General features: G+C 63.3%; 20 protein-coding genes. 3 read left to right on the forward strand and 17 right to left on the reverse strand.

Features of this window, described 5'->3' with window-relative positions; translation table 11 throughout:
• The first annotated feature begins 101 nt into the window (after positions 1-101).
• Complete coding sequence (locus ABIE52_RS33845; protein WP_192713699.1) at positions 102-1,079, forward strand: hypothetical protein; 978 nt, start codon at positions 102-104, stop codon at positions 1,077-1,079.
• A gap of 432 nt (positions 1,080-1,511) precedes the next feature.
• Here the strand turns inward: ABIE52_RS33845 and ABIE52_RS33850 are convergent, their stop codons facing one another.
• From ABIE52_RS33850 to ABIE52_RS33860, 3 genes are all read right to left on the reverse strand, one after another.
• A complete protein-coding gene (locus ABIE52_RS33850; protein WP_192713700.1) occupies positions 1,512-2,333 on the reverse strand; it encodes a class II aldolase/adducin family protein in 822 nt (273 codons plus the stop codon).
• Positions 2,334-2,456: 123 nt separating this feature from the next.
• The gene (locus ABIE52_RS33855) at positions 2,457-3,341 is read right to left on the reverse strand and encodes an acyl-CoA thioesterase domain-containing protein (RefSeq protein ID WP_354541618.1); all 885 of its coding nucleotides are present in this window, start codon (positions 3,339-3,341) and stop codon (positions 2,457-2,459) included.
• A complete protein-coding gene (locus ABIE52_RS33860) occupies positions 3,332-4,285 on the reverse strand; it encodes an aldo/keto reductase (RefSeq protein WP_192713701.1) in 954 nt (317 codons plus the stop codon). Before ABIE52_RS33860 ends, ABIE52_RS33855 begins: the two co-directional genes overlap by 10 nt.
• A 152-nt stretch (positions 4,286-4,437) precedes the next feature.
• Here ABIE52_RS33860 and ABIE52_RS33865 point away from each other — a divergent pair, with 152 nt between their 5' ends.
• Positions 4,438-5,034, forward strand: coding sequence for a TetR/AcrR family transcriptional regulator (locus ABIE52_RS33865; RefSeq protein ID WP_354541619.1), 597 nt, complete (start codon positions 4,438-4,440; stop codon positions 5,032-5,034).
• 59 nt (positions 5,035-5,093) lie between these two features.
• Positions 5,094-6,014, forward strand: coding sequence for an SMI1/KNR4 family protein (locus tag ABIE52_RS33870; protein WP_192713703.1), 921 nt, complete (start codon positions 5,094-5,096; stop codon positions 6,012-6,014).
• Between the two features lie 170 nt (positions 6,015-6,184).
• Here the strand turns inward: ABIE52_RS33870 and ABIE52_RS33875 are convergent, their stop codons facing one another.
• The 14 genes from ABIE52_RS33875 to ABIE52_RS33940 form a co-directional block, all read right to left on the reverse strand.
• Complete coding sequence (locus ABIE52_RS33875) at positions 6,185-6,340, reverse strand: hypothetical protein (RefSeq protein WP_354541620.1); 156 nt, start codon at positions 6,338-6,340, stop codon at positions 6,185-6,187.
• 406 nt (positions 6,341-6,746) lie between these two features.
• The gene (locus ABIE52_RS33880; RefSeq protein WP_192713704.1) at positions 6,747-7,340 is read right to left on the reverse strand and encodes a hypothetical protein; all 594 of its coding nucleotides are present in this window, start codon (positions 7,338-7,340) and stop codon (positions 6,747-6,749) included.
• Complete coding sequence (locus ABIE52_RS33885; protein ID WP_192713705.1) at positions 7,337-7,651, reverse strand: hypothetical protein; 315 nt, start codon at positions 7,649-7,651, stop codon at positions 7,337-7,339. The genes ABIE52_RS33880 and ABIE52_RS33885 overlap by 4 nt, the downstream gene beginning before the upstream one ends.
• Entirely contained in the window at positions 7,648-9,405 is a 1,758-nt protein-coding gene (locus ABIE52_RS33890) for a type IV secretory system conjugative DNA transfer family protein (RefSeq protein ID WP_192713706.1), read from the reverse strand. Before ABIE52_RS33890 ends, ABIE52_RS33885 begins: the two co-directional genes overlap by 4 nt.
• Positions 9,402-10,910, reverse strand: a complete 1,509-nt coding sequence (locus tag ABIE52_RS33895) for a putative type IV secretion/conjugal transfer ATPase (RefSeq protein WP_192713707.1) — start codon at positions 10,908-10,910, stop codon at positions 9,402-9,404. Before ABIE52_RS33895 ends, ABIE52_RS33890 begins: the two co-directional genes overlap by 4 nt.
• 17 nt (positions 10,911-10,927) lie before the next feature.
• Positions 10,928-12,502: an SCO6880 family protein gene (locus ABIE52_RS33900; RefSeq protein WP_192713708.1), complete on the reverse strand. Its 1,575-nt coding sequence runs from the start codon at positions 12,500-12,502 to the stop codon at positions 10,928-10,930.
• Positions 12,499-12,816: a hypothetical protein gene (locus ABIE52_RS33905; RefSeq protein WP_192713709.1), complete on the reverse strand. Its 318-nt coding sequence runs from the start codon at positions 12,814-12,816 to the stop codon at positions 12,499-12,501. The genes ABIE52_RS33900 and ABIE52_RS33905 overlap by 4 nt, the downstream gene beginning before the upstream one ends.
• Positions 12,816-15,107 (reverse strand): hypothetical protein, encoded by a 2,292-nt coding sequence (locus tag ABIE52_RS33910; RefSeq protein WP_192713710.1) that lies wholly within the window; start codon positions 15,105-15,107, stop codon positions 12,816-12,818. Before ABIE52_RS33910 ends, ABIE52_RS33905 begins: the two co-directional genes overlap by 1 nt.
• A gap of 16 nt (positions 15,108-15,123) precedes the next feature.
• Complete coding sequence (locus ABIE52_RS33915; RefSeq protein ID WP_192713711.1) at positions 15,124-15,855, reverse strand: DUF8175 domain-containg protein; 732 nt, start codon at positions 15,853-15,855, stop codon at positions 15,124-15,126.
• A 70-nt stretch (positions 15,856-15,925) separates the two neighbouring features.
• Positions 15,926-16,282: a hypothetical protein gene (locus ABIE52_RS33920; RefSeq protein ID WP_260395640.1), complete on the reverse strand. Its 357-nt coding sequence runs from the start codon at positions 16,280-16,282 to the stop codon at positions 15,926-15,928.
• Between the two features lie 80 nt (positions 16,283-16,362).
• Positions 16,363-17,733: a MinD/ParA family ATP-binding protein gene (locus tag ABIE52_RS33925; protein ID WP_192713712.1), complete on the reverse strand. Its 1,371-nt coding sequence runs from the start codon at positions 17,731-17,733 to the stop codon at positions 16,363-16,365.
• 50 nt (positions 17,734-17,783) lie between these two features.
• Positions 17,784-18,395 carry a hypothetical protein gene (locus ABIE52_RS33930; RefSeq protein WP_192713713.1) on the reverse strand — a complete coding sequence of 204 codons (612 nt, stop codon included), beginning with the start codon at positions 18,393-18,395 and terminating at the stop codon, positions 17,784-17,786.
• Positions 18,392-19,039 (reverse strand): hypothetical protein, encoded by a 648-nt coding sequence (locus ABIE52_RS33935; protein ID WP_192713714.1) that lies wholly within the window; start codon positions 19,037-19,039, stop codon positions 18,392-18,394. The genes ABIE52_RS33930 and ABIE52_RS33935 overlap by 4 nt, the downstream gene beginning before the upstream one ends.
• Before the next feature lie 80 nt (positions 19,040-19,119).
• A complete protein-coding gene (locus tag ABIE52_RS33940; RefSeq protein WP_192713715.1) occupies positions 19,120-20,763 on the reverse strand; it encodes a peptidoglycan DD-metalloendopeptidase family protein in 1,644 nt (547 codons plus the stop codon).
• Positions 20,764-20,831: the final 68 nt, after the last annotated feature.

Genomic DNA, 20,831 nt, shown 5'->3' on the forward strand with positions numbered 1-20,831 from the left:
CACCGTGCGAAGAAGTCCGGGAGATAGATGCCGGACGATTCCCATCCGAGATGGACTGGAGTACCGGCCTTCGCGCCGTCTAAATCGATGTCGGGATTTGAATGACTCTGTGGATCGGAAATGCACAAATAAGGAAGCCGCCGTTCCAAGGAGGACACGGCGGCTTCGATAACCCGTTTAACCGGGAATATGGGAACACAGTAGCATCACCAGCCGTGTTCCTTCAACCTACGAAACTTCAGGGTGACGCCCTCGAACGTGCCTCTGCGAAGGAACGGTTACGTCCGTATCTGGCTGCGATGAACGGGTCGCGGCTTCAAGCGCGCAGGCTCTATCACCTGGATATGGAGCTCTCTTCTCACATTCATAGTCAACTGCGCGTGACGGAACTCATTGTGCGCCAACAAATGCACCTCGCGCTTTCGGGTCAGTACGGACCGCGGTGGTTTGATCGTCAAGCGCTCACGAGCAAAAGCGTACGAGTAGGTGTCGACAAAGCGTATGGCCAGCTTCTGTCGGTGAGGGACTACGAGATCTTGGCCAAGAAACGGGTCGCGCCAAAGGATCCGCGAACTGGAAAGCCTCGTATCGTGCGTCGGCCCGAACCGGGAAAGATCGTCGCGGAGTTGATGTTCGGCACCTGGGTACAGCTTCTCACCAAGCCCGCAGATAGCGACAACGAAAAGAAGCTCTGGACACCAGCTCTCGAGTCTTGCTTCAACCAGACTGTCACCCCGACGTCGGCCAGACGTCCGGTGTGGACCATGGACGACGCCATGAAGGTTACGATGAGCCTCAACTGGGCCAGAAATCGTGTAAATCATTGTGAAAGCGTCGTTTTCGGATTTCCGCAAGCAGGACAGTTTATGCCGTCAGGACCAGGCCAGCCGCGGATGCAGATACGAAAAAGTCCTCGACGAATCATCGAGGACTGTCGGACGTTGGTGGGGAGATTCGATACAACGGTTGAGAGTTGGATGCGTACCAGCGCAACCGTGGACCACCTGGCTGCTGACTCGCTCGCCAGGACAGCCCTGCAGTACACCCACAACCGAATCAATCGGCACGTCCAGTTCTGATATTGCGGTCACTTATTCCTTTGCCGCGGGGATTTATTCTCAGCTGCTGGCACACCTCAGGATGGGCACACATCACGGCTTCCAGCTGTGTACCTGCGATCGGATCATGCCATCGGCAGAAACCTAAGCGGGACTTCCCTCCGTGGTGCGAGCCCAGGCAGGAACATGGAGAACCTGGCAAAACCGGGAGTTCGATCGCCCGGGCCGTCTTACTCGTGAAAAGCCGCAAGCCACAGGCCTCGTCATCCGGCGAGTAATCCTGTGGCTCACTTCCAGCCCCACCGCGATGGGTGGCTATGTATTGCAATTTAGCGGTGGCAGATCATCGGCAACAAATAGTGGTCGTAGACACCATCTGTATGTCGTGCTCGTGACCGTCGGCACCGAGTGAGTAATCCCTCGTCATGCGCTGGACGCCCCCCGGTGCGGCCATCAGGAAGGCGATGAAGTCGGATCCGCCAGCTCAGCCCACATCGGCTGGGCCTGAAACCAACCCGAGAAGTGTCCACCGGTCTGCCCACGGACCTTCAGCGCCGACTCACGGTCGATCGGTTTCGGGGTGCCGGCCGCCATCGCCAGCAATTGCGCCTGGCATGCGCGGTCCATCGATACGAACCACCACACCGCCTCGGCCACCGACTTGCCGACCGTGATCAGCCCGTGGTTCTGCAGGATCGCGGCCTTGTGATCGCCCAGCGACTCGGCGATCCGCTTGCCCTCCTCGACATCGTTGGCGACACCGCCGAATTCCGCGTACAGGCCGTGGTCTTCGAAAAATGCGCACGCGTCCGGGGTGAGCGGGTCCAGCGGGATCCCGAGCGTGGAGAAAGCCTTGCCGTGCAACGAGTGCGCATGTGCTGAAGCCACGGCATCAGGCCGGGCACGGTGCACCTCTGCGTGAATGACGAAGGCCGGGCGGTTGACGTGGAAGCGCCCCTCCACGACATTGCCGTCATGATCGCAGCGGACCAGGTCCGACGCCGTGATCCGAGAGAACGCCATGCCGAACGGGTTGACCCAGAAAGTGTCCGGTTCGCCGGGATCTCGTACCGTGATGTGCCCGGTCACGCCCTCGGAGAATCCGAGCCGGCTGAAGATCTTGAATCCATCGGCCAGCTGCTCTTTTCGGTACTCGCGCTCGGCGTCGACCGAGTCGAAAGTCGGTGGCAGCGGGAACGGCAATTCGCGGTCGGCGAATCCGACCGCCTTCTCAGCGCGTTCACGCGGCCTGGGATCCGTTGCAGTGATGGTCATGGAACGAGTTGCCTTTCTCAAAGAAACAATCTGTGTGGGAGTGCCCGCCGCCGAAACGAAAGGGCTGCGGGCGGTGATGAATCGGACGTGGGACGCGATCGCAGCCCGCTAGGCCAAGAAGGCTCAGATCATGCCGGCGGTCGCTGGCTGCGCCTCGCCTGCAACCGCCACGTCGACCTGCCGACGAGCGTTGGACAGTGCAGTGATCGTGCAGGTCCCCAGCGGCCCGGTGCGGTCGTAGAGGCTCGCGGTCCCGACCGCGATCCCGTTCGCAGATACGTTGTCCCAGGCATGTAGGCCCAGCTCTGGCCCCTCCGGTAGCCGGGACAGGGTCATGGTGACATCGGTGTTGATGTAGCCGACCCCCGCTGTACCCCAGTTGCACACCAGGTTGGTGAAGTCGGCGACGACCGCCGAGCGCTCGAACGCGGTGATGGGCATGCCGTCCACCAGGGGCGGGATGTTGTTCCACACGGTTTTTCGGTGCGAGTTCAAGCCGGAGGTGAAGCTGTGCGTCCACTCGCCGGCCCCGGATTTGAACAAAGGCATCGAGCCGTCCGCGTGGTCGAGGCGGGCGTCAGGAACGGGCATGTCATGGGTCGGTCGCCAGATCTCCCCGGGCGGCTCGGCGGAGGCGATCAGGAACTGCGCGGTCGCGCGGGCCCGGACCCGGTTTCCCTGAACGATGTGCGCGTCGGCCACCCGGATACGGTTGCCATCCCTGACGATCGCGCTGCGCAGTTCGATCGGTTCGTCGAGAACCGGGCTGAACATGTCGACTGTGAACCGGGCGGGCACGAACTCTGTTCCTGGACTGCAGGTCTCCAGCCCACGCGCCAACAGTCCACAGACGACGGTGCCGGACAACTGGGTGGCACTCCAGGCGCTCAAGGACTTGCGGCCCGGGATGTACCGCCCGTTCTCGCACGTGAAGAACGCGGCCATGACGTCTCCTCCGTCGGAGACGGGGGTATCGACGTGCCCGGGCCGGCTGTTTTCTACAGCCATGGCGAGGGGGTGCCGCGGCCGCCCTGCCCACCGTCGGGAGCGATCGCGGCGATGCGCTCGAGGTCCTCGGCGGTCAGCGCAATGTCACCGGCTGCGATGTTCTGCGCGACGCGGTCGGGGTTGCGCGAGCCCGGAATCGGGACGATGTAGTCGCGTTGGGCAAGAGTCCAGGCCAGTGCCAGCTGCGAGACCGTCATGGCTTGGGCGTCGGCGAGTTCGGTGAGCTGGCCGACGATGCGTGCGTTGGCGTCATAGTTGTCGGCATTCCACCAGGGCATGAGGGTACGGAAGTCGGTCGGATCGTAGTCGCGAGCCGGTTTCGCTGTGCCGGTGAGGAATCCACGCGCCAGGGGGGAATAGGCGACGAATCCGATGCCGAGCTCTTCCAGCAGCGGAAACAGGGGCTCGGCATCCTGAGCGAAGATCGAGTACTCGGTTTGCAGAGCCGAGATCGGGTGTACCGCATGCGCTTTGCGGATGTCTTCGGGCGGCGCTTCGGACAGGCCAAGGTATTTCACCTTGCCGGCGTCGACGAACTCGGCCATGGTGGCGACGACGTCCTCGATCGGTACAGCGGGGTCGACTCGGTGCTGATAGAGCAGATCGATACTGTCCACTCCCAGGTTGCGCAGGCTTGTCTCGACCACCTCGCGGATGTGCTCGGGGCGTGAGTCGGTCCCGAAGCGGGGGGTGAACCCGAACTTGGTGGCGATCACCACCTCGTCACGAAAAGGCGCCACCGCGCGGCCCAGGAGTTTCTCCCCCTCTCCCCAGCCGTACATCTCGGCGGTGTCGAAGAACGTCACGCCGAGATCGTGCGCACGGCGGATCGCTGCGACCGATTCGGTGTCGTCGCTGGCTCCGTACCCGACCACCGTACCCATCGATCCGTAACCTACCGCCGAGACGGTCAGTCCTTGCGTTCCCAATGCCCTGTCCTGCATGTATTGCCCTCCTCCATAGCCAAACCAAACCGTTTGGTGTGATGCTAACTCCGAATCTCGGAATTGGCAAACCAACCGTTTGGTGTGATGTGAGGAAGGGTGCTTCGACATCTTGGCCAAACCAAATAGGGCGACTTGGTATGGTTTTCCGAGTGTCGTCCTCGTCTCGCATCGATTCGTCTCGTGACCGCATTGTCGAAGCGGCCACGGCCGAATTCGCGCGGTACGGGATCGCCGGTGCGCGCATCGATCGGATCGCGAAATCTGCCAAGACCAGCAAGGAACGGGTCTACGCCTACTTTCGCAGCAAAGAGGAGCTCTATCGCTTTGTCGCCGCCCGTGAGCTCGATGCAGTTGCCGAAGCGACGCAGTTGGATCCGGCCGATCTGCCCGGCTACGCAGGACGGGTCCACGACTACTTCGTCGCCAACCCCGACAACCGGCGCATAATGCGTTGGGGAGAGCTCGAATTCGTCGGCACCGACGACGCCGCCCGGGAGACGGCCCGGAACAAGACGGCGAAGCTGCGCCGTGCACAACAGGACGGTCTGCTCGATCCCTCGTGGGACCCGCTCGATGTCCTCGTCTTCGTCAGCCAGCTCGCGTCGGCCTGGGCCGACCAGCCCGGCCTGCCTGCGACCAAGAGTGCGCGCGATCAGTTCCTGGCGGACCGTCGCGCGGCCATCGTCGCCGCGGTCGAGCGACTGTTTCCCGCTTCCAATCCGGATAACCGCCTGCCAAGCCCGTAGTGCCTGACGCATTAGGAGGGATCCGCTCAGTCGATCGATTCTGATTACGCAGGAGTGGTATGTCTTTCTGGAAGCTGATTTTCGGTAACGATCTCGGCAGGACCGAGGTGTACAAAGGCTCTGCTGCCGACAGGGCATCGGCGTTCCGAGAAATGCTGGTCCAAGCTCGTTCGATACATCAGGCAAGACCTGATGTCCGTGAGTATCCCTGTCAATTGGGAGTGGACGAGGATAATCGATTCGTTCCTCATTTGTTCATCACGCAGGCCAGCTCGCTCCTCCTTCCCGACGAGGAGCTGATCAGGCAAATTTCGACGGGGATGGAAGAGCGGCACGCTTTGACGAACCGCTATGACCGTGAGTTCAAGGCCTCGGGTTCTGCAAAGTCGCAGCCTGGCGAGGGCACTCCTTCCCTGTACCATCGGTCTTTCTGTGCGGAGTGGGAGCGGCTCACTGCGTGGTTGGCTGAGGCTGTGCCCGGGTGGGATGTAGAACTTCGCCCCTCAATCGAGGGTGCATGGAAAAGTTACTCCCACACGGCCAGGGTTGAGTGGACTCCAGAACTCATCGAATTTTTTTCCGTGCAGAACGGCACCCGTGGGCTGATGATCACCCCGCTTGGACCGCTCTTTTCTCTCGACGAGATGCAGACGCTACGCAACGTGATGCTTGGAGTATGGGCTGATCAGCCCGATGGTGACACAGGGGACGCTGGAACCCTTCAACTGCGCTTCATCGACGAATTCGTTCCCATCGCCGGAACGCCCGATTGCCTTATCGTCGTAGATCTTCGCCCCGGTGAAGCTCATGGGTCCATTGGCCTCTACTACGGAGAGGCCGGACTCGACTCTGCGCCGCAATGGGAAGATCCGGCCGCATTCATCGCTTCAATTACGACAGCTCTTGAAGAAGGAAGTTCATTTCTCTCCTCACGGCCTCTAATTGTCGATGGGCAACTCGAATGGCCAATCGACGATTGAGGCCGAGCGAATGTGCCGCTGCAAAGACGACTGTCTGTGGCGTCTATTGGAGCTGCTCGGATGTCGGGGCAGTGTCGCCGCAGGGCGTTCTGGCGTTCGACGACGACACCGCCCTGCAAATCATGAATTATTGAGAACTGCATTCACTTTCGACGCCCCTTTGCGACAGGTCAGACGACGTACGCTCCGGTCGACGGAGTCCAACGGATAGTCCCTCCGAAGAACTCGCTCTGCTTTCCGATGCCGTCGGCATCAAGGATTTCTGCCGATTTCGGGTAGCCCAACGTGCCCCAAGTGAGTCGTACAAGACTCGGATTGGCCCGCATACCTGGTAAGGAGATGGCCAGTAAGACTTGCAATCAGCGTTGATCGATACCGGGGACAACTGATGTGAGAACGCGCTTCACTCCGACTCTTAAGGCCGGTTTTGTCAAGGAATCCGCTTCGGCTAAACCGGTAACAAACGAATGGTTTGATGGTAACGGCTAGTTGAGTGAACTAAACGTGATTCCGAATATTCCTGCAACTGTGAGCCTTTGGTCCTCAATCAGAGCCGCAGACGGAAGTGTGTCCGCCACGGCGCGACACGCAGGCCCCAGGCGGGACAACCTGCGAATCGCCGCGGCCGTGGCGGACACGAGAAGTATCAACGGCCCCGCAACCTGCATGCTCGAACGGTGGGCGAGACCGGTCGAAGGGCTTGGGGGCGTTGATACTTCGGCTGGTGAAGGGCTATTCGACGGGCCGATACGTTTCGGTGTCGTCGTCGAATTCCCACCGGGCACCGTCGATGTCGACGGCTGTGAAATCGTCGGAAGGGTCTTCTGCTGATGCCCGCCCGCTGTCGATCATCTCGAGAACCTGATCTAGCGTCAGCACGCTCATCGAAGCGGCTGACTCAGCTGCCGGTTCCGGTTCGGTGCGTCGGTCAGCGTCGGTAGCGATGAACTCGGCGAAGTCGTCCGCGATCTCGGGTTCGTCGGGTTCGTAGCCGCACACTCCGCTGCGGCATTCCTCGAAGCCGGCCATCGTCGGGATGCGCTGAACGAGCGGCCACAGCACTTGGTAGTGCCAGGCTGCCATTCCTCCGTGGTATGGATTCTTGTTCAGCTGCTGGTACACCTCACGATGCGCCCACATCGCCGCTGTCAGCTCCTCGACGAGCGGATCGTGTTTGAACCAGCACGAGAGGATCTGATTGCCCAGGTCATAGCGCCGACGTAGATGCTCCGCCCACGGGCGGAGTTCGACCCACAGTTCGGCGGCCGCGACCCGGTCCAGGTGCAACCAATCGACAGGACCCGGGTTGTACACCGGAATACTCACCACTCATCGCCTTTCCGAGAATCCCAGGTGGTCACGGCAGTGTGCTCACCGCGCCTGTGTAACGCTTCCACCGAGTGCGTGCACGATTCACAGGAATGACGGTGCCGCACATCGCGGAATCCTTCGGAGAGCGTGAAGATGCCGCCGTTGTACGTCACTTCCGGATCGCACACGATGGCGCCGGCAGGTGAGATGATGATGATCGGCCGCTCGTACACCCCGTTTGTGCTGCGAAAGATCCACAGCGCAGAGTCCCCGGAGAGCCAGTGATCTGCACGCTCCCACACCGGGGTCATCGAGTCGCCGTTCATCGGCTGCCTTTCGCGCAGAAGTCGTCGAACGCTGCTTGGTTGGCCCGCACTCGCTTGGAGAGGTCGGGAACATCCCACACCGAGGGCAGACGCACTTTCATCGGCTTCGCGTTGCGGAACATCATCAGCGCTTGGTCTTCGGGCATCTCACGGATCTCGTTGAGCGCCATCACGGGCACCGACCGCGGAGCCGAACGCGGATCGTGGCTGGTGTATTCGTCACGGCTACCCATCAGCCGAGACAGTGCCGCCAACTCGCTTTCGTCACCGAGACCCGGCAAATACATACGGGCCGGCGAATCGGTCGAGAGTCGCTGCCCACCGATGCGGCCCCAGCGCTTCTCGTTCTGCAAAGCGCTGTGCACGAGCGCCCAGATCTGGATTCCGCGGCCGCCGGAGTCAGTGATCAGATCTGGCATGTTCGGAATCGCTGCGACGTTGTTCATTTCGTCGAGCACCATCCGTAGCGGAGGGTCGATCTTGTCGTCTGGCCTGGTCAGGCCATGCGTTTTCGCCACGTGATACAGCTCGGCGGACAGGACGGTGGTGAACGCGGCCGCCGATGCGCTGTGTCCTTCCGAGACGAGATAGACGGTGTTCTTGCCTTCGGTCATCAGCGCATGAAGATCAGCGGATTCGCTACGTGGGACGTTGATTGCGCCCATCAATTTCGGGGACGCCAACGGTTCGAGCAACCGTGCACATGCGCTGACCACGTCGTCGGAGGAGTTGGACTTCGAGTCCAATGCCTGGCCGAGTTCGGCGTGCCAGTCCGGCAGATCCTTTTTCAGGACGTCGCGCACCAGTTTGACGTTGCGGGAGGACGCCCAGATCCGCAGGTCCATCAAGTCCTTGTTCTTGACGGCCGCGGTGTAGAGGTAGCCGCGCATGAGCATCGCGGCTTTGCCGTTCCAGTAGCCGGCGTTGCTGGTGTCGTCCATCGGCATGGCCTGGACCAGCGCTTCTGCTCGTCGCTTGGCGACTTCCGGGTTATCGCATCCATCAAGGATCGACCATCGCATCGGGTTGGCGATCGCGGTCAACCCTTCCGGGTCGAAGACCTCGACGCGGCCCACTTCGCTGCGCTGCGCCCAGGTCGAGCGGAGCAGGTCGCCGCGGGTCGAGGTGGCGACCACGGGGCCGACGGCGTCGGTGACGCCCTTCCAGCACACGCGCCATGTTTTACCGGCGCCGGTCGGTCCGGTGCAGGTCAGCCCGTCGCGGTACTGCAAGTAGACGCCGTCACCGCCGGTGTAGAGGGTGGCGATCTTCGTGGTTTCTGCCTCCGCGGCGATGCGGCGTACCGGAACATCCTTGAGTGAGAGGCGGGTCGCTTTCGCCTTCTTCACGGCTGCCTTCTCACTGACGCCGGCGCGGGCAAGTTCGGTGCGGTCCGCGAAACCGGACTCTCGAACCCGGCGTGCAGCGCGGCGGATCGTCATCTTCGACGAGATGAACATTCCCAGCCACAGGCACAATGCCGCCAGGACGGCGATGCATCCCCACGTCAGGACCGGACCGCCCGGCCGTGAGCCTTCCGGCCAGGCCAGCGCCGGATCGGCCGGATGCAGGAACAGCCCTTTGAACACGTCGAGCACCCCGTACATACCGGACGGCAAGGCGCCGCCGGTGCCGGCGAAGACCCCGGACAGGTAGCCGCCGCCGACCACGCTCAACACCACGGCGAGCGCGGTCACGGCCAGCGGTATCACACCCGGTGCCACTATCGGCTTGGTAGGGCGCTGTGTGGTCATGCCGCTTCTCCCTTGATGACTTCGTCCGTGTCGGTGAGTGTGATTTCGATGTCCGAACGCACGTGCTGGAGCAGGATTGGATCGGCGCTGCCGTATTTGACGAGGCAGTGGCCTTTGGCGAGGGACATGATGATTTCGGTCGAGCCGGGCGGCAGGTGGTACATGCGCGCGGTCTCTCCGGCGTCTTCGACTCGGTCCTGCCCGTAAAGGAAGACGATTCCAGCTTCCTTCATCAGCGCCCGGGCCGGTGAATCGGTCGGCAGATCGGAGATGTGGTGGAACGCCGAGCACGTCGAGAGACCCAGACCGCGAGAGAGTTTCATGTTCTCGCGGAACACCTTTCCGGTCGATCCGTCCGCGACATGCCATCCTTCCTCGACGATCAACACGGTCTGCATGTGTTGTGCGGACCGCGAAGCGAGAACATTGGCGAGCCAGGTGTTGATCACGGTCATGATCACCCGCAACGCGGGACCCTTGTTCGGCAGCGCGGAGACGTCGAAGTGCACGAACGGATGCTCGAGTGCCTCGCGAACCTCCGGTGAGGTGGCGCCGTCGACGAGGCCCTTGAGGTCGCCCTCACACAGCTTGCGCAGCGCCAGACCCGGTGTCAGGCCCCAACGCTTGGCGTCGTCCGCCCACAACGGACCGAACGTCGCTCCGGAACCAGGTGTCGGGTTGAGCAGCTCGTCGGCGAGCTCACGCAGGATCGGCTCGCGGCCCTCCGCATCGGCACGTTTGTTGACGACCTCCAATGCCAAACGCAGTGCAGCGTCTTCGGTTTCAACCAAAGTACGGCCGATGGTGTCTTCGATGACGGCGCCGACAAGAGCTTCCTGCCCTGCCGGGGCAACTCCGTCGGTGCGTTCGACTCCGCTAGCGATCGCCGGATCGAGGAGGTTGAGGCGCACCCCGATTCCCTCTGCGCCGCCGGCATGGAAACGGATCGAACGGGCGCCGACCGCATCGGCAATTCCGGAGTACTCGCCGCCCTTGTTTCCTTGGCGCTTCTTGTCGATGACCACGACCTGCCTGTTCGGCAGGGCGAGTTGGCGCAGGCAGAACGCGGTCTTGATCAGCGACGACTTCGCTTTGCCGATGTCGCCGATGACGGCGATGTTGATGTTCTCGATTTCCGTTCCGTACAGCTCGAACGGGTCGACGATTTCCATCGTCTGGCTGATCTTGTTCAACCCCGTCATCAGGCCCTCGTGGCGGACCGAGCGCCGCATCGTGGCCAGGTTCAGCGCTTCGCCTTGGCGGGTGGAGGTCCATGCGCCTTCGGAGCGGATTTCGTACCAGCCCCACCGGTCCAGCAATTTGTTGCGCTTGGGAGGCTGGCGACGGACAGCGATCCGGTCGGAAGCGACCACTGCGTCGACGACGGCGGTCTCTTCCGGACTCTCGATCTGGACTTTCTTCTTCCCGAGCGAGGGAGCGAAGGACCATCGGCTGGTTTTCTTGTGGCCGCGCCGGTATTCGGCGCGCTGCTGCGTGTTCGTCATGAGGTGTCCTTCGCTCGCTACTTGACGCGGGTCCACTTGGTGGCCGCGAGTCCGCGGCCGAGCGGCAGGGTCAGCAAGGAGGCGACGTCGTGGCGGTTGTCCTGCCATTCGATTTCGCCGATACCGCAGTCCGCGGCAGCCTGTTCGACGCGGGTGCATGCACGCAGGGCGTCGTCTTCACCGCGGCCGGTAACCGACACCGCGAGCGAATAGATCATCCCGTGGTGCCCGCTGCCTGGTTTGAGGTCGGAGCGCCGGTGCGCGGACTCCGAGGATGCGACCTCGGATGATCCGTCCGTGACCTTGCCCTTTCGGCCTTCACCGATCTGCCGAGCCCGGTCCGAAGTGACGTCTTTGACGGCGGCGGTACGGGCCTGGGCGGCTTCGACGAAGTCCATCCGCACCATGACCGTGCGAATCGTCGGTGCGGCGGCGATCTCGTCGTCGCCCGGATCGGGTTCGACACCGGTGAGCAGCTCCGCGAGCCACAACGGACCGAGCTCGACCGGCTCGATGACCCGCGGCGGGATGGTGCCCACGCGGGTGTTCCACTTGCCCGCGACCTCGACCGATTCCTCCCGGCCGACGTAGGACGGCCAGCAGTTGTCCCACCGGACACCCTTGTGGGCATCGAGCGGGAAACTCGGGTCCTGGGATGAGCGGATGACCGCACAGGTGCGCTGTTCGCCGTAGACCTGCACGCGGCCCATACCGGCTCGGGTCAGTGATGCCACTGCCCGTTCGGTTTCGTCGCGGATGACCTGCGCGACTCCGGCGATGGTCTCCGCATCCTTGCGGCGGGCGAGTCGGGCACCTTCCATCAGCAGGGCTGTGGACTTCGGGAAGATCAGCACGGCGTACGAGTAGTGCCCTTCCGAGTACGGCTCCACCCGGTCGATGAGCTGCCCGTAGGACTGGATCGCTGGAAGGACTTGCATTGCCGGCTCCCCGGCGGCGATCTTGGCTTCCATCCAGTTCTCGTGCGGGGTCATGTCCGCCGGCACCGACCGGTTCATCAGTTCGAGTCCGCGCACGAACGAGGAACGTTTCGCGAACCCTGCCAGGGTGCGCCCGAACGCGGCCGAGGTCACCGCCCACGCCTGATCGCCGCGCAGTCCTTCGGCGAGACCCTGCATCGCGATCAGCACTGTGTACTGGTCGTTGTCGCCGGGAGTGCGGCTGTGCAACACGAACAGATCGTCCAGACCGGTGCCGCTGAGATCGAGCGGGGCGGTCTGCCCCAGCGGAGTCGGGAACGCCCACCCTGGATCCAGATCGGGGTTGCCGTAATCGGGGTCGGTAGGCGAGACCCAGACGTGCTCACCGCGTTTGCGGCGCTGCCTGTTGCGGATCGCTTTCATCTTGCGGCTCGCGTAGGACTCACGGTGGTTGATGTCCGTCGTCGATGCCAGCGCCGCGAGGATGAGCAGAACGTCGAAGCCGAGTACCCAGATGTTCTGTCCGACGAGGAACAACGCGGACACCGCGACAATCACTGAACCGGCCCACGCGGCGACCACCGGTTCGGGGAACGGAAGCAGGCCACGGCGTGCAACTTGGCGGCCGAGAATCGCTGTACGTTGCTCACTCATCGCTGATCTCCGTTCTCAGATGCATTGCCGCGACGGCGTCGACGGTCTCGCTTGTCGAGCTGACGGTTTCGGTACGTACGCGCCAACCGGTCGGCGTAGGTGTCCGGGCGGGAAAATTCCGTGCTCGCGACGAGCCCTGCCAGCATCAGGACGAACGCCACTGCGAACGTCCACATCGACGGCCCGATCATGAGCGTCAGATACAGCGGAATCAGAATCGTTCCGATCCTGGTCACTACCACCGGATCCTTCAACTGCGAGTAGCCGTGCAGTGCGGGGTCCCGGCCGAGGTACGCGGTGCGGTGCTTTCTCATCAGTTGTCTCCATCCGCATGGTCGGGCGCACTTTGGGCGGCCGATCCGGCCTTGTTCATCGCTGCACCGGCAGCAGCGAGAGCGATCGGTGCAGCCACAACCGCAGCTCCGGCCGCCAATCCGACGGTGCTGCCCGCGGCGGCCATCAACTTCGACTCCGCTCCCCCGGACTTGCCTGCCGACTTCGACGCAGTCGCTGCGCCTCCGCCCTGGTGATTGCCGCCGCCGTGGCCACCGGATGCGGCAGCGTGCGTACTCGACGCCGAACTCTCGTGTGCGGGCGACGATCCCCCTTGGTTTCCGGCGGCGCCGCGGACCGGACTGCCTTCGACCTGGCGGCCTGGAGATCCGGCAGCGTCGGAATTATGCGAGCCGGCCCCACCGGGTCCCCCTCCTGCACGTTGCTGGAACATCTGCGCGCCCGACCCGATGGTCTGGCCGGTTTGAGATCCGCCACCGCCGAAGTCCGCCGAATCGGCCGAGGTCGGCAGGATCGGCGAGTACTTGAGCATGGAGAACGGCGCCAGACCGATGATCACGAAGCAGACCGCGATCAACGAGAGCTGCCCGAGAGATTCGAGCTTGCCGTCGTCGGCGATCGACCCCTTCGCGGCAATGTTGATGACCGCGAACACCACGGCGAGGATCACGAACATCAGCGGCTTCGAGAGCACTACGCCGAGAAACATCATCACCGGTCGTAGGGCTTTCTTGCGCCAGGTGGGGTGGACCCACATACCGAAGGCGATGCCGCACACGACCGCCAGGATCGGCAATGCCGCTGCGTGCATCAAGAATCCGAAGAACATCGCCATCGCGCCGAGGAACATTAACCCGAATCCGACGATCGCGGCGATGGAGCCACCGACGAGGGTCTCTGAGGTGAGCGTTCCGAGGACCGAGGAGATGTTGCCGATGACCTCGTCGGTGCTCGTCCCGATCCAGTCCACCAGCGCCAGCGACATCTCGTGCATCAGTGAGATCAGCAGCTGTGCCATGGCAGGGGCAAACATCATCATCATGATTCCGGCCGGCATGTACCCGAACAGCGACTTGGCCAGCTCCTCACCGGTTATGCCGCCGTCGGAGGATTTGTAGATCGCCAGGATCGTCATCAGCACCAACACAAACAAACCGATCCCGGTCGAGACCGCGTAGACGGTGAGGAATTCGCCTCTCGCTGGATCGAATTCACCGACACCGGCCAGGCCGGTCAGCACCGAGTTCGTGGTGCTGATGGCGCTGCTTTTGAGTTTGTTAGCCCAGGAGTCGATCACGTCGGACGGGTCTTTGACGAAGTCGACGAGGTCGCCGATCGGGCCGGCCACGGTGTCCCACGCCCATGTGTAGCTGTCGACGATGTACTTGCCGCCCATGTAGGCCGGGGTCGCCTTCATCATCCCGCCCAGGGTTTCGCCGAGGCGGTCACTGAAACTGGTGTTCTGGTCGATCCAGTTCATGGTGCCGCCGAACAGTTTCCCGACCCTGGCGTTCCATGCGGTGCACGCCATTTGGTCCTTACCCGGTGCGCTCCGATCGCAGTTGACGAACATCGCGTGCATGCACAGAACACTCGGGACGTCCCCGCCGCCGCACGGCGCGGACCACGCAGCATCGGGAACCTTGTCCGCGTGCGGTTGCTTCTTCATCTCGGTAAGTGAGGCCGCGTCAGGTGTCGGGCTCCACTCGAAACCCCAGGTGGTCGTCGTTTTCGTTGTCCACCGGGCGAGATCGTCCGCGCACGTCGGGGACGGCGGGTACATGTCCGCAGACTCGCCCAGGGGGTAGGTGTCCGGGTAGACGCCCTTGAGGATCGACTCGTCGGTGATGCTCAGGGCGGCCTTCTGGTTGGCCTCCACTCCCATGTCGACACCGGACATCTGTGTACCGGCGCCGCCGGCGGCGACCAAGGCGTCGATCAGAGCCGGGTTCTTCGACATCATCACCTGCGGTGCCCACGCGGCGATCCGCTCGGATTCCTTTGCCGTCCAGTACATCAACCGGTTTTCGTTGTGCATGACCTGTGTCGAGTACTGGCCCATGTCGCCGCCTTTGTCCTTGCAGACTCCGGTGAACCACGAGGCGGATTTGAATTCGTCTGTGCCGGCGACGAATTTCTTCAGATCATCCGGAAATCCATTGGGGAGTTCCTTGCCCGACTGAGTGGCATTCTGCACGCCGGGAGCCGGGTCGGTGTTGGGGACAGCCGTCGGCTGCGCTGCCGCCGGCAATGCCAGTCCGAGCATCGCGAACAACGCCACGACCGCGGTCAGAATAAGTTTGCGCCACATCAGTCAGGCCCCCTTTCTAGTTGACGTAGAACGTGTAGAAGCCGTTCGCGCCCGGCTTGGAGAGCGCCGAGTCTGCCGCGGGGAACTGTGCATCTTCGAGGGAAGGACCGGTGACGAACTTCCAGTCCTGGACCTTCCAGTCCCCGTCTTCCCAGACCACGGTGATCGTGTTCGTTCCGTAGACGGTGAGGATGCCGACCTTGTCGCTGTCCTCACTGACCGGACTCTGGCTCACGCCCATGCTCCAGATCGAGACGGTCGCCGAATCCTGGGTGAAGTCGGTGACCGTCACCACGAGCGGAACGTCGCTGTAGGAGCCCTTTCCCGAGTCGGTTCGGCCACTCGAGATGTCGATGACGGACTCGAGCGCGGGAGTCGGGTTGGATGCCACGGCCACCTCTCGCAGCTTTGCTGCGTCGATCCGGCCCATGTAGGTCTGCCCGTTCGCCTGGCTGAAGTTCACTGCTGCGGTCTGCGCCCCGGCCTGATCGCGGGTGTATCCGGCAGGAACACCGTCGATCGTGGTGGTCGGACCGTGCGCGGCGCGGATCGCATCGGAGCCGGAGTCGGAGTCGTCACCACCGCCGGAGGTGAAGACCGCAATGATCCCGAGGATCAACGCGAACACGCTGAACCCGATCACCAATTTCACCCACAACGGAAGTCCGGATCCCGGGCCACTGCTCGGGGAACCGGTCGCGAAGGACGGGCCGCTGCTCGAACCCACCTGTGAAAAATCTTTCGCCATGATCAGATCGCTTTCTCGTCAAAAGTTCTGGAAGACAAAGGGTTACGTAGGAAGAACAGCGTCGGCATGGTCAGTTGCCGCCGCCGACGACGAAGAGGATGGCGCCGACGATGATGCCGACCGAAGCCAGGCAACCGACGGCGATACCGGCGATCTTCGCTTCCTGACCGGCGTCTGCCATTTCCGTCGGCATTCCGGCCTTGTTCATCGAGCGCATCTTGTAGAGCGCCATGATGAGCTTGACCACGCTCGCGGCGAGCGCGACGCCCCAGATTGCACCGACGACACGAGCCCACACGCTGTTGAAAGCAGGCCCGAGGACTCCGATATCTGGTTTGACACCGTCGAGGGGATTCTCGATTTGTGCGCTTGCTGCGCCGGCGGAGAGCAGGAGCACTACTGCCGTCGCGGCCAGGGTGATCGCCACAGCGGATACCCGCCGCACTAGTGGTGCCTTCGAGGACGTGGTAGTCGGTGTTGCTGAGCGGGCCTGTGGAGTAACGGTTTTCATCGCAATCGGCCTTTCGGGGAGGTGGGTTCGGGTATTGGTTCGCGGTATCGCTCAGGGTCGAATTCGCGGTACGCCGCGACACGTGGCGCAGGAGCACGGCGGGGCGCTTCCGGTGGTCGACGGATCTGTTCGGGGGCGTACGCGTCGGCGTATTCGGCGGCGCGGCCAATCGCACTCGCGGCGAGGGAATCAGCGATCTCGGCGGCAACGTTGGTGTACGCCTCGGTCGTCGACGGCAGAAGCCGGTCGTAGACGATGCGCTCCCCTGTCGCGAACGACGGCTCGTACGGCACTCGGATGATGTTCGTGACGCCGAGTCGGCCGAACTCTTCCTCGATGTCCGCTTCCAGGCTCGGGTCCGATCCGGGCGTGACGACAGTGAGGATGATCGCCGAGCGGACCAGATGTCCGTACCCTCGATCGGCTATTCCTTCGAGCATCTGCAACGCCATCTTCGCCATGTCTCGGCGGAGCGGCAGCGGTACGACCAGCAGGTTCGAGTGCTGCACCGCCCACAACCAGTTCGGGGCGACGGGGTTGTTGCCGGTGTCGACGAAGATCAGATTCCGATGCCGGCGCAACACCGCCATGATGGCGGCGCATTCGTCCCAGCCGATCCCGCGATCTCGCGTGGTGGAGATGTCGGCCGCCAGGACCTCGTCGTGCGTGGGCTGCAAGCGCAGGTAGCGACCCAGCTCCCCCGAGACGGCATCAGATGACGCGAGCGCGTGGGCGTTCTCGAGGACGTCCCACGGGCCGAGCTCCGGATCGGTGGTGCGGGCGGCGCGGTCTCCGAGGGAACCGGTGGATTCGTTGGCATCCCACGCGACGACGCCGTGACCGCGATGCCGGCCGAAGGTGTTCGCCAGGGCAATGGTCGTCGAGGTCTTCCCGGCATCACCTTTGAGGCTGATCACCGAGACGACCATGCAACCGGGCAACGTCTGTTGAATGCGGGTGACCGATTGCCGGAACCGTACTTCCGCCGAATCCGGCTTCGGCGCCATCTTCATTCCCGCAGCAGCATTGACGCGGCCACGCCATCCCCAGGTCGCGGGGCTGTTGTCGATGTCGTTTCCCTCGCGCTCGAACCGTCGTCCGGCATATCCGACCTCGGCGAGAGGGGCTGGTTCTTCGTTCGCGGCGAGCGCGTCCTGTCCCACCGCGTACGGATCGGCGTAACCGGCTTCGACTTCGTCGAACGCTTCGGTGTCGGTCTCGTCGACCACAGGGTGGGGTTCGGCGGACTCGGTCGGCGCCGGTTCCGGAGCGGGGGCAGGCTGACGGCGCAGACGTTGACTGCGCAGATTCACCGGGATCTCGGCGTCGTAGCTGCTCTGGGTTTCGTAGGGGTCAGGAGTGCTCACGGGAGTTCCTTTCGGGGCGGGGGTGGTTCCGGGGACGTTCTTCTCGCTGGTCATAGCTTTTTGAGGTTGTCTACGGCCCACAGGCCGCCGCGGCTGACGACCAGGACGGCGACGATGACGGTGTCGACGCCGGCGATGGAGCCGTCAGCGGCGATCGCGGTCTGTTCGACCTGATACATCCGGTGCACCGCAGTCGCGGTGTCCACAGCGCCCTGGTTCGGTACAGAGCTGACCGTCGGCCAGACCTGCGCGTCCTTCGCGGCCCATTCGAGCCACTGACCACCGGGGCTTCCGGTCGGGGTGGTTCCGGTGACGTCGCCGAGGAAGCGTTCGGTGAGCAGGTCGCCGGTGCGGGCGGCCGCGTCGTTGGGTCCGCGATCGTCAGCGGTATTCCAGGTGAACCAAGTGGTGACCACGGCGTCAGCGACGGCAGCCGGATCGCTGCGGTCCACGATGGCGACCTTCTCGGGAGCGTGTTCCGGAACAGTGGCCGCAGGCCGTGTGGGCTCGACCGCGGACGTCTCGTTCGGGGACCACTGCTGCGCCCGTGCCCCGGTCGTGGTGGACGGGCCGGTTGCGGTGCCTTCCGTGCCCGACGAGCACCCAGCCAGGGCAATGGCGACGGCAGATGCAGCAGCGAGCGCGGCGAGGTGGCGTTTCACGACTCGTCCTCGATGAACAGATCCGACAACCGAATCGCCTGCCACGCCTGGTAACCAGGCTCTTCGCACCAGTCCACGGCCCGGTTGTTGTCGGTGATGTCGAGGTCGAGTGCGACACCGTGCTTGGCTGCCATACCGGCGAGGGAGTTGCCGTCGATCTCCGGATTGGAGATGTGCAGGAGCAACCGCACCGCGGGAACGTTCGCGTCCTCACGTGCTTTGCCGGCGAGGAATATCGCCTTACCGGCTGCCGAGTCGTCTGCCGAGCGCTGGTTGCCTTCCTTGAAGACCGTGTCGTTCTTGTGAAATGTCCCGTACCAGGCAGCGTCGTCGACCGGTCCGAGTACAGCGAAGCTGCCCCGCTCGTCACCGGCGGCGAACAGTTCCACCAACGGTGCGGAGGCGGCGGCCTCGGCGATCTCGTTCTTGCGCTTGGTCGCTTCCGCGTCGCGGAGTACGTCGTAGTCGAGATCGAGTTGCTTGACCAACTCGCGCTTGACCTTCGGCCACATGCTGCGCGAGAGCAGGTTGTTGCTCTTGGCCCACGCCCGCATCGCAGAGGAGTCGCTGGTGCGCAACTCGTCAGCGGCGGCGCGCACTGCGGCGGCGGCTTGTTCCCATTCGGTGGCTGCGGATGCCGTCATTGTCGGATCTACCTTTCTTCGGGTGAAACTTCATTCCGGGGTGGTCATCGGCTTGCGATGTTCTGGTCTGGGTTGTTCTGTCAGGCAAAGCGTTTCGCTGCCAATCCCGAGGACGGTGGGGTCCAGTCGGAGACCTTGACAACATCGCCCGACTGCGGAGCTTCGACGACCTTGCCGCCGCCCATCCAGATGAAGATGTGGCCGCTGTGGGGTTGGATGATGTCGCCAGGGCGCAGGTCGGAGGGGTTGGTGATCGAGGTTCCGCGAGAGTCGCCTATCTGCATCTGATCTGAGTGGGGGAGGACCGTTCGGCCGCCGGTGGCTTGTGCCACTGCGTATTTCACCAATCCGGAGCAGTCGAACCCGACCTTGTTGAAGTCGCCGAAACTGTCTGCCACTCCCCCGTCGCTGATCCCCTTGGTGGGTCCGTTCTCGTCGCCGCCGCCCCAGGCATACGGGGTGCCGAGCCACCGCAGAGCGGCATCGACGACGACCGAGCCGGTGGACGGGCCACCCGGAATCGGACCCGCCGGGGCGGACGTATCGGTGAATTCCTCGATCGCGAACTTCTGAATGTTGGTGACGTAGCCGCGTGTTTCCTCGTTCTGGCAGACCTGGCCCTGCGACAAGGTGTTTCCGGGGCCACAGTTGTACATCGACAACGCCAGCGGAATCAGCTCACCGTGTAAACGGCCGTCAGCCATCCCCTTTTTCGCCAACTCGACCATCTTGCAGTCGTAGGACGCCATCGACATCGCAGCATCGGCCGGTGAGCGCATATCGACCTTTCCGTCCCCGTCCCCGTCCACGCCTTCCTGTGCAGCAGTCGAGGGAAGGAACTGCGCCGGGCCGTCCGCACCGGAGCTGGCGTTGTGCGCGTTGACGTTGAAGCCGCTTTCCTGCTTGAACTGCCCGGCCAGCAGCGGAGCGGGGATCTCGGGGCAGGTACCGGCGGCTTTGAGGATCCACGGTTCGAACTCCGCAGGCACACTGCCCGGCTTGAGTCCCCCGCCGCCCAGGCTCGGCCCACCGCACCCGGCGCCCGCCGGAAGCGGGGTGATCGCGGCAGCGTTGACGATCGCGGGAGACGGAATACCCGTGCCGGGCGCGGGAACGGGCGCGGGTCCCGCCGGCTCGGCAGCACCGGCGAGCCACGGTGCGGGATCGGTCGGCGTCCCGGCGCCGTCGGGAAGTCGGCCACCCTCCCAGACCTCGAAATGCAGGTGCGGGCCGGAAGAATCGGCTTCATTTCCGACAGCGGCGATCTCCTGACCGGCAGTGACCTGATCACCGGTCTTGACCTTGATCGTCGAAGCGGCCATGTGGCCGTAGACGGTAGAAATCCGCTTCCCGTCGACGTCGGTGTCGATGATGACCCAGTTCCCGAATCCCGATGCGGGGCCGGCCTCTGCGACGACACCGGAGGTAGCGGCATAGATTGGAGTACCGAGCGGGCCGGCGAAGTCGGTACCGCGATGCATGGAACCACCGCGAGGACCGAAACCCGACGTCAGTTGATAGGTACCGGCCTTGAGCGGCTGCGTCTTGGTGCCCGGAGACGGTGCCACCGAACCGGTCGTGGACGAGGTGGGCAGGCAGTCGACGCTTGCTTTGGGGTTGTTGTCGGTACCGAACATGACGAAACCGAGCATCAGGACCACTGCGGCAACGACGCCGCCAGTGGCCTTGAGGCCGGTCTTGTTCGAGCTGGGTGAATCACCCATCGCCGGTGTCCTTGTCGTTGTGTCGCGTTCGTGCCCGCCTGGGCAACGTGTGGGGACCTATCGCGGCC

Origin of the sequence: Rhodococcus sp. OAS809, from assembly GCF_040546695.1 — a bacterium.
GTDB classification, from domain to species: Bacteria; Actinomycetota; Actinomycetes; order Mycobacteriales; family Mycobacteriaceae; genus Rhodococcus_F; species Rhodococcus_F qingshengii.